Origin of the sequence: Desulfobacter sp. UBA2225, assembly GCF_002348205.1 — a bacterium.
In the GTDB taxonomy this organism is placed as follows: domain Bacteria; phylum Desulfobacterota; class Desulfobacteria; order Desulfobacterales; family Desulfobacteraceae; genus Desulfobacter; species Desulfobacter postgatei.
In genome coordinates this window covers 1-14,307 of the sequence record NZ_DDYV01000074.1, presented here as the reverse complement: position 1 = coordinate 14,307, position 14,307 = coordinate 1, and the positions used below count along the sequence as shown (strand labels likewise).

Sequence of the window (14,307 nt, the reverse complement as noted above, 5' to 3'; positions counted from 1 at the left end):
AACCAGCCAGGCCATCAAGGTGGGTCAGACAGCAACACCCTGGGTTCAGAAACAATTGTCTTCACCCGTAGCCATTTCCCAGTGGCTGGAAGATCTCCCTTTTTATGAACAGGTAGAGCCCTACCGAGAAACCATCTACATCAAGGCCGGAGAACTGGTGGGCGCCGCAAGTCAATTTTTTGTCAACGGGCTTCAAACCGCCACCATGGGCACTATAAATTTTATATTTATGGTGGCCATTCTTTTATATACCATGTTCTTTTTTCTTATAGACGGAGATAAGCTGTTAGAGAAAATTCTATTTTATATGCCCCTGGACGATAAGTATGAAAGACGGCTTCTTGACAAATTTACCTNNCGGGCCACGATCAAGGGAACCACCATCATCGGTATTGTTCAGGGCGGGGCATCCGGCATCGCGTTTGCCGTGGTTGGCATTGACAGTTCGTTTTTCTGGGGTGCTGTCATGACGGTGTTGTCCATTATACCGCCCGTTGGAACGGCTTTGATATGGATTCCGGCGGCGCTTTGGCTATTCGCCGAGGGTGCATGGTTTAAGGCCGGCGCTCTTATCGTTTTCTGCGGGATGATCGTGGGAAGTGCTGACAATCTTCTGCGGCCCAGGCTTGTGGGCAAAGACACGGAGATGCACGATCTTTTAATTTTATTTTCCACCCTTGGCGGCATTGCCATGTTCGGTATTATCGGCATCATCATCGGTCCTATTATTGCGGCATTGTTTGTCACTATCTGGGATATTTACGGCGTTGTTTTTAAGGATATACTGCCCAAAGTCGGACCGTAAGATAATAGTAGAATATGCGCAGATAGTCCTATTGGGTTTGGCACTAAACTTTGGTTTTTGATACCCAAGGTTAGGTTTTCATTATTTGAATGGGCGTAATGCATCAATAAAGGGGAAGTATGAGGCACGAATGCTATTTTTGTCATATCAGGACAATTGAAAAACTTATTGATAAATTTAAACCTGATGAAAAAGTTGCAGCAAATTTCATTTTTTCAGTACATAAACTTATTGAATCTAATTGGGAACTTTCAAATCCCCAATTGGCAACTGAAATTCACCGCATGGCCAGGATTCATCTTAGCAATACAAACCTGTATGCCGAAGAAAAATTAGAGGCCAATGATATTCTTCTAAAAGAATACCCATATTGGAAGACCATCGTTAATGAAAGTGAAAATCCTTTTTTCACAGCGGCAAANNAATTGATTATGGCGCACAAAGTGTTAATGACGACATATCGAATCAAATTGAATTTTTTTTTCATAAAAATTTAAAAGTTGATATGACGTCAGAATTAAAAAATGAAATCCGTAAAGCTGAAACTATTTTATACTTAGGCGATAATTGTGGCGAAATAGTTTTTGATAAATTATTTATTGAAACAATGAATCATAAAAACATCACTTTTGCTGTACGGGGAAAACCTGTAATCAACGACGCAACACTTGAAGATGCAAATCAAGTAGGCATTGACAAGATTTGCAGGGTTATTTCCAATGGTTTTGATGCGCCTTCAACACTCATTGACTTTTGTTCAGATGAATTTTTAGAAGAATATAATAATGCTGATCTTATCATATCGAAAGGGCAGGGCAATTTTGAAGGCCTTATGGAAAGTTGCCATCCGAATCAATTTTTTCTTTTAATTGCAAAATGTTACCCAATAGCAAATTTACTGGGTGTTGATAAAAATGATATGGTAGTTTCAAAACTGGTTTTATGATAAAAAAAAGTACATAAAATTAAGAAAAGGAGACTGACATAAATGCCATGGATAAAGAAAGAATCGTGTACGGGATGCGGAATATGCGTCGATGAATGTCCTGCCGGGGCAATCGGGATGGAAAATGACATTGCGTTTATAAACGATGTCGAGTGTATCCGATGTGGAATTTGTCATGATGTATGCCCGGAGGATGCGGCGCGTCATGACGGAGAGCGAATCCCTGACGAAGTGCAATCAAATTTAGCTTACGCCAAAAAGTTGTTAGCGCATGAATATTATGCCAATGATAAGACAAAGCAAAAGCAGCTTATCGAACGTTTAAAACGTCTTTTTACTAAAAATAAAAAAGTGGCGGAAAAAACCATTGAGCAGCTTGAACTTCTGAAGAACATGGAATGCCTATAGTAAGTTCTTATTTTATAATAACAGCCATGGGCTGACCTGGTCTATGAATACCCAGGCTGAACCCACAACAAAGAATGAATTATTTCTGCCCAGGTATTCACTGATATCCAGCCCCGCCTTTTGCCGAGCTGCATTCGGGGCAGACAAATTATTGCCCAAAAGAATGTTGTGAACCTTTGAAAAAATCAAGTCATTACTGACTTGGTCGGTGTCTGTCTGTTAATTTCGTTAATGCCGGCCCCGCAAGCCAGCAGAAGTTCAGTGGTTTTTTGTCAAGGGTGTTGTTGTCCAGGGTTACCCTTGACTGCGCCATGGCATATGGGTCCCCCCGTTTGATTGCTGCCTGGTATATGGCTTTCAGATCAGAAAATGGTTGTGAAGGATCCATGGTTTCTCTGATGAGTATTGGCTGATTAAATTTGGATGCGTCTGATTTTGAACGTGTTGTTTATAACGCTTCCATGCCGGGGTTCCAAGCTGTAGTCCTGGTTTTTTTCAGCAGATCATCGAGCAGCTGGTTTGCTTTTTCAATATAGGATTCCGGCAAAAAATTTTTCATGGTCTTGTAATCTGCAAAGCGCATAAGCATAGCCTGGGCAAAGGGCCTGTTGCTTATCAGAAACCGGGTGTAATGGGGGACATTGGGCCTGGGCTTGGAAATGACATAGGTATCAAAAAATATCCGGTAAAATTCCCTTTGAGGCCGGTAATGGACGGCAAAGGCGTGAAGCCGTTTACTGATTTCAGGGATGACGTCTTTAGGCGCTACCTTTTGGGCGGCATATTCTGCAAGGGTGAAAAAGCTTTTTTCCATAAGTGCGGCCCGTATGCTGACCATGATTTCCCGGTCCTTGTCATGGGTCACTTCACAGATCATGTCACAAAGATTTAAAACCGCGTCTATGGATTCAACGTCCGTTTTATAACTTAATGAAATATAAGCCGTTTTTACCTCTTTTTTTTCATCTGTAAGCCGGGATTCATGCAGATCAAAATTTTCAATGGCCCGCCGGATTTCAAACAATGCACTTTCCACCGGCCCCAGGCCGGCACTGTTGTTGTTCTCTTCAATGGAGACATGGTTAATGTTGTTTACAAGCGCCTTGAACAATAGCCGGAAAAGATCATTCACCGGGGTCTGGAATGCCGGGTTCTGGGTAAATTCCCGGCAGAAGCGTGTGATGTGGGGTAGGTTGAACAAGATATTCATCCTGTGCCGCAGGGCGGAAACAGTTCTCTGGCTCGGCATCTTCCCCTGTTCATAGGCTTTGGGCCATACGTCAAAAAAAAGCCACAGCATATTTTGCCTGAGTTTGGAAAATGTATCGCCGATAATGAATCTGGAAGGAATGTCCAAAATCTGACTCAGCCGATATGTCATCGCCAGGAATCGGTCCATCTTTTTTAAGATACCATAGATGGCTGTATCCAGCTTTTCCATGGACTTGAAGTACTCTTTTTTGTTTTTCTCGGTGGTTATGGTCCGGGCGCGGGTATAAAGCAGTTTGGTGAACATCTCGTTGTAACCGGCGATCTCCTGTCGGGATTTACCGGTTATGGCGCCCAAGGTTGTTTTTTCCATGCTCGGCAGTCTGGCTCCAACCAGCCGGCAGATCAGATCTGCGTCATTAATATCTTCGATGTATTCAAACCATGGTTTGTCCTGGGACAGGCTGAAAATAAGTCCTTTCAGGGTGTTCGACACAAGGCGCTTATAATCCCTGCCCGCTGTGCTTTGTTTCATAATGGACTGCATATCAGGGTTAAGCAGGCTCTCATCCCGGTTCTCCAGATTGGTTTTTGCCAGGTGAAAATAGGTAATGATGACATTGGTGGTGAGAAATTCAATGGTAGTTTTATTATCCGCATCCTGAATGTCCTCCTGGGAAATACTGTCACTTATATCAAATGAGAGCTCGGGCAGATCCTGGATCAGAGTCCGAAACAGTGTATAAAGTTCCTCAATATGCTGGTCCGGCAGCACAAATTGCGCTTTTTCCATCTCTTCTATGAAAAAACGGGTAATCCTCTTGATGGGGACAAGGGGATAACCGTTTTCGTCTTCGGGGTATTTTTTTACAGGCGTTAGGCCTTCGCCTCCCCGGCGCATGATTTCCGGCATATCCTGGCTATACAGCCTGTTCCGGAACGCCTGGACTTTATTTTCATTTAGTATTGTCAACGATCTGTATTCCCATTGCAGTGTCGCCATCTTTGGCGACAAGGGTCTGAAGAATTTTTACATTCTTTCTGGTCTCAAGGATTTCCATTGATACATCCGGACCGTTTATTATGGTTCCCGAGATGACCTGGCCCAAGATAACCGCCTGGGCAATCCCTGGGTTGCGTTGCTGCCACCGGGTGAAATTATCCTGTTCGCTTCTCAGTTTTTCAAGGGTGCTTTCCAGCCGGCTCAACTCAGCCTTGAATCCTTCTTTTTGGCTTTTTTTCTTTTCAATGTGGTCAAGCAGCTGGTTCACCTCTCTGTCTAAACGTACCAGCAACCGGTTGTTCACCTGTATCTGGGATTTGAGTCCGGCTGAGATGGGATTCCCTGGGCTTTGTGACAACAAAAAGTTATCCTGTCTTGCCCTTTCGATTTCGTGAACCAGTCCCAACGTATTTGTTGTGTCACGGGAAAGTGTTTCAGACAGGGACTCCAGCTTTTCATAGAGCTGTTCCTGTCCGTCGATACTATGTTCAATTCGGTCCTGGATGCGTTTCAGTTCCCGGGCGGTGAAGGCATCGACACCAAAGGTGACTGTGTTGGGTACGGATTTCTCCGTACCCAGTTGCCGGGCAAAAAGCCCTTTGTTGCAGGTGATGTTCGAAGATATGATTTCTCCGTTATTGATGATTACGGCACCGGATGTGATGATTCGGCTGTCCAGGATCTCTTTGTCCACGGTGAGGTTGCCCAGGCAGTAAATAGTAGAGTTCTGTACGAATTTTATGCGGACATTGCCCCGGGCATATACTTTGCCGCCGATCATACCGTTGAGAACCGTAACATCTCCAGTGGCCCGGATTTCTCCGCCGTCCACCGTGCCGACGCGAACCGCATGGCCCATGGCTTTGAATCCGTTCTTGAGTGTGCCTTTGATGACGATATCTCCCTCATAGTCAATGTGCCCGGTTTCGAAATTTACATCACTGGGCGCAATAAAGGCACGGCTTACCTGAATTTTATCAGATTGATCAAGGGTCGGGGTGCCGCTGATTTCAGCATAGAGTTCAAGGCCGTCGGAAGCGCAGATAACCCCTGTGCCATATTTCAGGGCCATGTCTGCCACGGCAGGAACGTAAACAACCTGGTCAAAGATATTTCTGCCCTTACGGGCTTCGGTCATGGGGAATTTTTTTGCCAGCAGACTTCCTTTTTTTACCCAGGGGATGGGTCCCCTGTCTTTGAAGTCAATGTTGCCGTCTTCATCAATATCCCCGGCCTTGAGATGGTCTGTTTCAAAAAAATATTCGATCCTGGCATCCTTGCCCGGTACCGGGTCCCTCCCCTGCGCCACCCGGAACGGATTGGTCCTGAATCCCGATGAATCTATGAAGTTTTCTACCTCAGACGATTCAACCAGGCCGTAAACAATACCCTTATCCTCCAGTTGTTCAATGATTTTGGCGGCAGTAACCGTGTCTTTAAATTTACCGGTTTTTCTTATAAATGCCGTCATACCGGAGGCATCAATTTCAAGCATCACGTCGCAGTCAAGCTCTGTGGCCAGCGAGTGATCTGTTTGTTCCGGATCAGGATCTGCCACAGGCCTGGTTGACCGGGCAGTCCCCTGGGGATTCTGCTCTTTTTGAAGTTGCTGTATGATCTCCTGGTACTCTTCCTGGTTAAGTGTCTGGTCTTGTGTCCATATTTTACCGATAAACTCGGGTTGGTTGTTTTCCGTAATTGTATTTTTCTGCCGGGTCATCTCCCCAAGGAATTGTTCTTTGCTGATAAACCCTAAATCAACGGCACAATTTCCGAAGACCTGATTTTTCTGGATGGTTTTTAACGCAGTATAGGTGGCTATAAGAATTTTCATCTGCTTGTCGGTAAGAATTTTTTCCTTTTCAAAATAGTTCTTTAACGCAAGATCAAAATTTTCTGCGTGGCGACATGCTTCTATTGCTTGTGCGCACTGAGCATCTGTAATGAATTTTTTCTGTAAGGCAAGCTTTTCAAGCATATAGATCTTTTGTATTAAGTGAGACCACCCTATTGCTGCAGCATGCCGATCATCCTGCAATTTAAAACTGCGCCTTTTATCAGGATACACCCGGGTTGGAAATGAATTTGCAGGTATTGTGGCGCATCAAGGGTAAAACTTCAAGAAAAAACAAAAACCCCCGGCAGTTTTGGAAAAATTCAGGGCTGTTTTCCTGCACAACCGTCGAGGGTTTGAAAAGAAAACTTCCTTTTATCTCCTTTATTTATGAATATTTTTTAAGGTTGCCTGTTTGAGAATAAATATTTGACAAAACAGGTGGTTTGGATTTATTACGAGGGGTAATCGTGTCTCGGGGCTGGCGGATGGTTCATACCGGCACCATTATCTCATCTCAGGATCAAGCAAAATCTGAGAGGTTAAAGTAAATGCATTTAAAAAACAATTTCTATCTCTGCAGGAATTTAGGCGAAATAGAACAGATCTGCAAGAATGCATTTAAAACGATAACACGAAGGATGTTTCTACATTGGAAAGCTACACCATTGAATCAATTAAGAAAAAGAGCAGGCTTCCGGCCCGGCTGGATTTTCTCCAGAGTGGTACCGGTCTTGTTCTAGGCCTGTTCGTGTGGGTGCATATCGTTTTAGACGCCAGTATCATCCTTGGACCGAGAGCCTTTAACTGGGTGTCCAAAAACATGGAACTGGCATTTTTATCCGACACCGGGCATGGCTATCCCATTGCCGTCTTTTTCGCCGTATTCATAGTGTTTTTCTTGTTTATCGTTCATGCGCTGCTAGGGATTAGGAAATTTCTCATCTCCTGGAAACAGCACCGTATTATAAAAGACCAGATGGCCATGATGAGACATCAGGATACCAAATTTATGGTATATACAGGTCCTGACCGGTTTTATTATGCTTTTTGCAGGTCCTGTTCATCTTTACACCATGCTTACCCATCCGGGTTCCATTGATGCCTACCTGTGCGCCGGCAGGGTGCTGGGTGGCAATATGTGGTTTATTTATCTGATCCTGCTGGTGTGCGCCGTGCTTCACGGCAACATCGGCCTTTATCGGCTGTGCATGAAATGGGGTTGGTTCCAGGGGGGTGACTATCGACGTGCCAGAGAAAATCGAGCAAAATTGAAAAATTTGCGAAACAAGCTGATTATTGTTTTTTTGTCTGCAGGGCTTCTCGCTCTTTTGGTTTTTGTGATTATCGGCCTGCGCTATAAAGATGATAAACCCCATCAGTCCACCACCAGGGCCCAGACCTATGGGGCTGAGCCTGCAGCTGAGCGTGCGTTCCATCAAGCGCTGCCTGACACTGAAGTCGTTCATGAACAGGCCGCTTCCTCCCCCATCGAAGAAAGCATGCCCAATGACAGTGCCCCTGTGGTCCGGGAGTTTGAAGCTGCCCACGAAAAAGTGGTAGATGATCCGGGCGATCTCCAGCTATGAATCCAGAAAGAACTCCAGGAAGGAATCCAGGAAGACGCTGCAGGTGATGATGACGCAGCCCATGAGGCACTCATCGAAGAAGCCGGGCCTTCGGAATCCGAAGAATACGCCCCCGAAGGGGAAATCCACCACATGATTGAAGGCGGTCATAGTCCAGAAGAAACACTCTAAGAAAGGGAACGCCCAATGAATATCATATATACGGATTCACTTGTTATCGGTGGCGGTTTGGCAGGGCTTCGCGTGGCCATTGCAGCCAAGCAGAGGGGCTATGATTCCATTATTCTATCTTTGGTGCCTGCCAAACGGTCCCACTCTGCTGCGGCCCAGGGCGGCATGCAGGCAAGCCTTGGCGCCTGTGCCAAAGGCGAAGGGGATGATGAAGATATCCACTTTGAAGATACGGTTAAGGGGTCTGACTGGGGGTGTGACCAGGATGTCGCCAGAATGTTTGTTAACACGGCGCCCAAAGCCATCCGACAGCTTTCAGCCTGGGGCGTTCCCTGGTCGAGGGTCAGGGGCGGTGACGAGGAAGTAATTATTGACGGCAGCAAGGAGATCATCACTGAAAAGCATGAGGCCCACGGCCTGATCACAGCCCGGAGTTTCGGCGGCACCCAAAAATGGCGCACCTGTTTTACCGCCGACGGTACCGGTCACACCATGCTTTATACTATGGGCAACAAGGCCACCCAGATGGAGATCCCCGTCCATGAAAGGAAAGAGGCCATTGCCCTGGAAACGGGCATTGCCGCCCTGGGGAATATGGAAGCGGTGCAGTTCCATCCCACCGGTATTGTACCTGTGGGTATTCTGGCCGGCGAAGGATGCCGGGGGGATGGCGGCCTGCTCCGGGATAGGAACGGCTACCGGTTTATGCCCGACTATGAGCCCGATAAAAAAGAGTTGGCCTCTCGCGATGTTGTGTCCAGGCGCATGATTGAGCACATACGAAAGGGCAAAGGGGTCCAGTCTCCCTACGGTGATCATCTCTGGCTGGACATCAGCCTTTTGGGCAGCAAGCATATTGAAAAGAACCTGCGCGAAATCAAAGAGATCTGCGAATACTTTCTGGGTATTGATCCGGTTTCCGAATACATCCCTGTCAGACCCACCCAGCATTACGCCATGGGCGGGGTCAGAACCAAAGCCACGGGCGAAAGCCCGACCCTTAAGGGGCTGTTTTCGGCCGGTGAAGCCGCGTGCTGGGACCTGCACGGATTTAATCGCCTGGGTGGCAACTCTGTTGCTGAAACCGTTGTGGCCGGCATGATCGTCGGTGAATTTGTGGCGGACTATTGTGCTGCCAGCAGCCTGACTATCTCCACCGCAACCATTGAACACTTTATGAACCGTGAGGAAAAAAAGATTGGAGACCTGCTCACCCGGGAATATGGAGAAAACCCGTTCCGGTTGAAAGCTGAAATGCAGAAGATTATGATGGACAAGGTGGGGGGGGGTCGCAACGCATCGGAGCTGGAACAGGCTGTGGACGGGCTCAAAACGCTCAACCAGCGGGCAAAAAATATAGCATTGCGGAACAAAACATCTTCAGCCAGCCCCGAGCTTGTGGAAGCCATCCGGGTGCCCAAGATGATTAAATTAGCCCTGTGTGTGGCCTATGGTGCCATGCTGAGGACCGAAAGCCGGGGGGCCCATGCCCGGGAAGATTTCCCGGAAAGAAATGACCGCGACTGGCTCAAGCGCACCCTGACGTCCTGGGAGGACGACGATGCAGATTTGCCGAAAGTCACCTATGAGGCGCTGGATGCCATGAAAATGGAGCTGCCGCCGGGGGGAAGGGGATGTGGTGAGGACAAAACCATTCACCACCCGGATACGGAAAAACGCGTGGCCCAGATCGAAAAGATAAAAAATGCCAATAAAAAGGCAGACCGTTTCGAGATGCAGGAACTGCTCAATCCCACGTCCATCCCGGAAAAATTCAAAGGCAAAAACGAGCGTATCGGCAGGGGGTATAAATAATGAGCGAAAACGGAAGACGTTTAAAATTTGAGATATTTCGGTACAACCCGCAGAAAAATGGCGACGCGCCGCGTATGGAAACCTATGAGGTCACCGAAGCCCCGGGGATGACCATTTTCATTGCATTAAACGAGATCCGGGAACAACAGGAAGCCTCTTTGCAGTTTGACTTCGTCTGCCGGGCCGGGATCTGCGGTTCCTGCGGCATGGTGATCAACGGGAAACCCGATTTGGCCTGCCGGACCCTGACCTCAAAATTTGAAAATGGACAGATTACCCTGCTCCCCTGCCCGGGTTTGAGCTGATCGGTGATCTGTCCGTGAACACGGGCAAATTCATGCAGGCCATGAGCGAGCGGGTGGAATCGTGGATCCATGATATTGAAACTGACGATATGGATTTCGACCAACTGGAAGAGCGCATGGACCCCGATATCATGGATGAGGTATATGAACTGGAACGCTGCGTGGAGTGCGGGTGCTGCGTGTCTGCCTGCGCCACGAAACGTATGCGGCCCGATTTTCTGTCCGCCGTGGGTTTCATGCGTCTGGCCCGGTTTTATCTGGATCCCAGGGATAAGCGGACCGATGAAGCATTTTACGAGATCATCGGTGATGGTGACGGGGTGTTCGGCTGCATGACCCTTATGGGGTGCGAGGATCACTGTCCCAAGAATCTGCCCCTTCAGACCCGGATTGCATATTTAAGACGCAGGATGGCTATGATTAAATAGGAAATTGGAAAAATATAAAAGAAAATTGGACAATTTGTTCGGACTTTTATATTAATTATTTCAAATAATGGCGGCAGGCAGCAGGCAGTTCAGATTGCTGCTTGTCAGATCTTCTAAAATAGGGAAAAACTAAAAGAGGGAAAAACGAATGGAATTTAACTATGAACCCATGTTTCCGTTAAAAAAGGATGCAACGCAATACCGCCTGTTGACCAAGGATCATGTCCGGGTCCGGGAATTTGAGGGTAAGGATGTGGTCATGGTGGAGCCCGTTGCATTGACTCTACTGGCCAAAGCTGCGTTTAAAGACGTGGCCCATCTGTACCGGGCCGAACATCTGGCGCAGGTAAAGGCTATCATTGATGATCCTGAAAGTTCTGACAATGACCGCTATGTAGCCCTCGAGCTTTTGAAAAACGCCGTAATTTCGGCTGAAAAGGTCTATCCCATGTGTCAGGACACCGGCACCGCCATTGTTATGGGTAAAAAGGGGCAGCAGGTCTGGACTTGGTCCAATGATGAGTGCGAATTGTCCAAAGGCGCCTTTGAAGCCTATACACAAAATAATTTGCGGTACTCCCAGAATGCGCCGCTCACTATGTACAAAGAAGTGAATACCAAAAACAATATGCCTGCCCAGGTGGACATTGCTGCGGTCCAGGGTGATGAATATAACTTCCTGTTCATGGCAAAAGGTGGTGGTTCTGCCAATAAAACAGCCCTGTTCCAGATGACCAAGGCCGTGCTCAATACCGAAGAGAGCCTGATTAACTTCATGCTCAAAGAAATGAAGCACCTGGGCACAGCAGCCTGTCCCCCGTATCACATCGCATTTGTTATTGGCGGAACCTCTGCGGAACTCAATCTCAAGGCTGTGAAGCTGGCTTCGGCCCGTTACCTGGATACCCTGCCCACCACGGGCAGTGAAACCGGTCATGCGTTCAGGGACATTGACCTTGAGCAAAAAGTTCTGGACCGGTCCAGGGATTTAGGCCTTGGCGCACAGTTCGGCGGCAAATACTTTGCCCTGGATATCCGGGTCGTAAGACTTCCGCGCCACGGGGCTTCCTGCCCCATCGGCATCGGCGTCTCCTGCTCAGCTGACCGTCAGATCAAGGGCAAAATCAACCGGGACGGCATTTTCTTGGAACAGCTGGTCGAAAATCCGGCAGAATACCTGCCCGCCAGCGAACCTGAAATGGTTCCTGCCGTTGAGATTGACCTGAACCGTTCCATGGATGAAATTCGCGCTGAACTGACCAAATATCCGGTATCCACCCGTCTTTCTTTGACCGGTAAAATCATTGTGGCCAGAGACATTGCCCATTCCAAGTTTATGGAACGGTATGAAAAGGGCGAGGGGCTGCCCGATTACATTAAAAATCACGTCATCTATTATGCAGGGCCTGCAAAGACACCTGAAGGCGAAGCTTCCGGATCATTCGGACCCACCACAGCCGGCCGCATGGATCCCTATGTGCCTATTTTTCAGAAAGAAGGTGGGTCCATGGTCATGCTGGCCAAGGGCAACCGCTCTCAGATCGTTACCGATTCCTGCAAAACTTACGGCGGTTTCTATCTGGGTTCTCCTGGTGGTCCTGCCGCACGTCTGGGCAAAGATTTTATTAAAAAAGTCGAGCTGGTTGAATATGAAGAGTTGGGTATGGAAGCCGTGTGGATGATCACGGTGGAAAAATTTCCTGCGTTTATCCTTGTTGATGATAAGGGCAATGACTTTTTTAAAGGCCTGGTATAAATAGTACTTTAATATTCAATTTGTTTTTAAAGTCAAACAGGACAGACAGGGCTGCCGGATCTATTTAAGGTGTCTGTCTGTCCTGTTTCCATCTGGAAAGGGGGGAATATATGGAAGTCATTCTGCTGATGGCCTCAACGGTGGACGGTAAGATTGCCAAGAACTCCGGACAGCTTGTCGACTGGACCGGCAAAGCCGATAAAAAATATTTTGTGGAACTGACCAAAAAGTCAGGTGCCATGATTATGGGATCAAAAACCTATGACACCATAGGCAAACCCCTTCCGGAACGCCTTAATGTTGTCATGACCCGGGATAAATCCAGGCAAAGTGATCAGGACAACCTGATATTTACGGATCTGCCCCCGGCTAAGATTCTTGAAGATCTTGAACGCAAGGGATATACCAGTGCGGCCCTGATTGGCGGAGCCACGGTCAACACGTTGTTTGCCCGTGACAATTTGATCACCCAGGTGCACTTGACCTTGGTGCCCCGCCTCTTTGGTTCAGGACTGTCCCTATTTGCCCCACCCCTTGATCTTGACATAGGCCTGAGGTTTGAGTCCAGTCAGGATATGGGAAACGGGCATCTGCTGCTCATTTATTATGTGGAAACCCATGAAAAATAGTGTAGTCACAAATAAGAAAAAAAATTTCGTTGTTCGTTTTTTGGAGTGGATCGCAAAGGGCACCCAGAAGGCGAACCAACAGGGCCGTGGCCCCTGCAAATCCTGAGCCCCGAGAAAATGACCGGCCCGGTGGGCCGCATATTGTTTCGGGGTGTGAAAAAAAAGGAGTGCTTAATAATGCAAAATAAAATAAGAATACAGATTTTAGCCACCTGGTGCGGGCTAATTTTTCTGTGTATTGGACTGGTGTGGGTTCTGCCCTCTGGGGCCCCTACCAAGGAAATGGTTTTTAAACTGGATCAGTTCATTGATCCCGAAACCTGCGGGGCGTGTCATGATGAGATTATGGCCCAGTGGCAAAATTCCATGCACCACCTTTCCCATAAAGACCCGGTTTATACCCGGGTGGCAAAATTTTACCTCCAGGGCCTGACCGAAGCCGGTCATATTGCGGAGGCCGAGTCATGCGTGAAGTGCCATACCCCTGTGGGATATGTTACCGGTTTTCCCAAAAAAGTGTCTGATGAGTTTTCACAAATTGAGGGAATTGCTGCTCAGGGTATCCAATGTGACTATTGCCATGTGGCCGTAGATATAACCAAGATGTACAACAACGGACTGGTCTTATCACCCGGCCAGGGCGAGGATGATCCCGGTATCAAGTATGGGCCCTTTGACGATACTGAACCTGAGTTTCACGATGCCGCGTTTTCAAAACTGCATACCGATTCAAAAATTTGCGGTACCTGCCATGATGTTAAACATGTGGCCTTTGGCACCGACCTTGAAACCACATACACGGAGTGGGAAAACGGCCCGTACAACAGTCCTGATCCTGAAAAGCATGTCTCCTGCCAGGGGTGTCATATGTACCAGCGGCCGGGAGTGCCTGCCACAGGGTCCACGCCGCGGCCCGAAAACCCGGGCAGTGCCACACCAGACGCAAAACAGCGGCCCCATATCTTTACCCACTATTTTGTGGGCGCCAATTCCGGTTTGCCCCAGATGTTTTCCGACAAAGAGAAATCCGCCATGGCTGTGGCGCGCCTGAGGCATGCGGCTGAAATTTCCCTGGAGATGGAAAAAGAAAACACCGCCCGGGTGGTGGTCTCCAATACAGGTGCCGGACACAGCCTGCCCACAGGATTAGCTGATATGCGCCAGGTATGGATTGAACTCACCTTGACGGACAAGGATGGCAACATCGTATACCAGACCGGTGTGCTCGATAAAAACAATGAGCTGCCGGAAAATACGGTGATATTTAATACCATTTTTGGGGACGGCAAAGGCAACCCTGTCATCAACATTGCCAAAGCCAAGGAAATTTTGTCAGACACCCGGATTCCTGTAGGCAAAAGTGCGTCCCATTTATTTGCATTAAATCCCGCACCCCGACGCGGGTACAC

The 14,307-nt window shown here is 47.8% G+C and carries 13 protein-coding genes; 11 read left to right on the top strand and 2 right to left on the bottom strand.

The window, feature by feature from the left end:
* The 3 genes from B3D59_RS04050 to B3D59_RS04040 all read left to right on the top strand — a co-directional run.
* A partial coding sequence (locus B3D59_RS04050; protein ID WP_286817849.1) for an AI-2E family transporter occupies nt 1–805 on the top strand: 805 nt, incomplete at its 5' end.
* Between the two features lie 424 nt (nt 806–1,229).
* Complete coding sequence (locus B3D59_RS04045) at nt 1,230–1,751, top strand: damage-control phosphatase ARMT1 family protein (RefSeq protein ID WP_349676862.1); 522 nt, start codon at nt 1,230–1,232, stop codon at nt 1,749–1,751.
* A gap of 42 nt (nt 1,752–1,793) precedes the next feature.
* Nucleotides 1,794–2,159, top strand: a complete 366-nt coding sequence (locus B3D59_RS04040; RefSeq protein WP_286817848.1) for an indolepyruvate ferredoxin oxidoreductase subunit alpha — start codon at nt 1,794–1,796, stop codon at nt 2,157–2,159.
* Between the two features lie 448 nt (nt 2,160–2,607).
* Here the strand turns inward: B3D59_RS04040 and B3D59_RS04035 are convergent, their stop codons facing one another.
* Nucleotides 2,608–4,341 (bottom strand): hypothetical protein, encoded by a 1,734-nt coding sequence (locus B3D59_RS04035; protein WP_286817847.1) that lies wholly within the window; start codon nt 4,339–4,341, stop codon nt 2,608–2,610.
* On the bottom strand, nt 4,325–6,349 hold the full coding sequence (locus B3D59_RS04030; protein ID WP_286817846.1) for a DUF342 domain-containing protein: 2,025 nt from the start codon (nt 6,347–6,349) through the stop codon (nt 4,325–4,327). The genes B3D59_RS04035 and B3D59_RS04030 overlap by 17 nt, the downstream gene beginning before the upstream one ends.
* A 508-nt stretch (nt 6,350–6,857) precedes the next feature.
* Here B3D59_RS04030 and B3D59_RS04025 point away from each other — a divergent pair.
* From B3D59_RS04025 to B3D59_RS03995, 8 genes are all read left to right on the top strand, one after another.
* Nucleotides 6,858–7,307 (top strand): hypothetical protein, encoded by a 450-nt coding sequence (locus tag B3D59_RS04025; RefSeq protein ID WP_286817845.1) that lies wholly within the window; start codon nt 6,858–6,860, stop codon nt 7,305–7,307.
* Complete coding sequence (locus B3D59_RS04020) at nt 7,249–7,794, top strand: hypothetical protein (RefSeq protein ID WP_286817844.1); 546 nt, start codon at nt 7,249–7,251, stop codon at nt 7,792–7,794. The genes B3D59_RS04025 and B3D59_RS04020 overlap by 59 nt, the downstream gene beginning before the upstream one ends.
* Before the next feature lie 186 nt (nt 7,795–7,980).
* Nucleotides 7,981–9,780 carry a fumarate reductase flavoprotein subunit gene (locus B3D59_RS04015; RefSeq protein WP_286817843.1) on the top strand — a complete coding sequence of 600 codons (1,800 nt, stop codon included), beginning with the start codon at nt 7,981–7,983 and terminating at the stop codon, nt 9,778–9,780.
* On the top strand, nt 9,780–10,085 hold the full coding sequence (locus B3D59_RS18285) for a 2Fe-2S iron-sulfur cluster-binding protein (RefSeq protein WP_349676861.1): 306 nt from the start codon (nt 9,780–9,782) through the stop codon (nt 10,083–10,085). The genes B3D59_RS04015 and B3D59_RS18285 overlap by 1 nt, the downstream gene beginning before the upstream one ends.
* A 14-nt stretch (nt 10,086–10,099) precedes the next feature.
* Nucleotides 10,100–10,513 carry a 4Fe-4S dicluster domain-containing protein gene (locus B3D59_RS18280; RefSeq protein WP_349676860.1) on the top strand — a complete coding sequence of 138 codons (414 nt, stop codon included), beginning with the start codon at nt 10,100–10,102 and terminating at the stop codon, nt 10,511–10,513.
* 148 nt (nt 10,514–10,661) lie between these two features.
* A complete protein-coding gene (locus tag B3D59_RS04005; protein WP_286817842.1) occupies nt 10,662–12,269 on the top strand; it encodes a fumarate hydratase in 1,608 nt (535 codons plus the stop codon).
* A gap of 110 nt (nt 12,270–12,379) precedes the next feature.
* Entirely contained in the window at nt 12,380–12,898 is a 519-nt protein-coding gene (locus B3D59_RS04000) for a dihydrofolate reductase family protein (RefSeq protein ID WP_286817841.1), read from the top strand.
* 177 nt (nt 12,899–13,075) lie between these two features.
* The coding region (locus B3D59_RS03995) for a multiheme c-type cytochrome (protein ID WP_286817840.1) at nt 13,076–14,307 on the top strand (1,232 nt) is incomplete at its 3' end.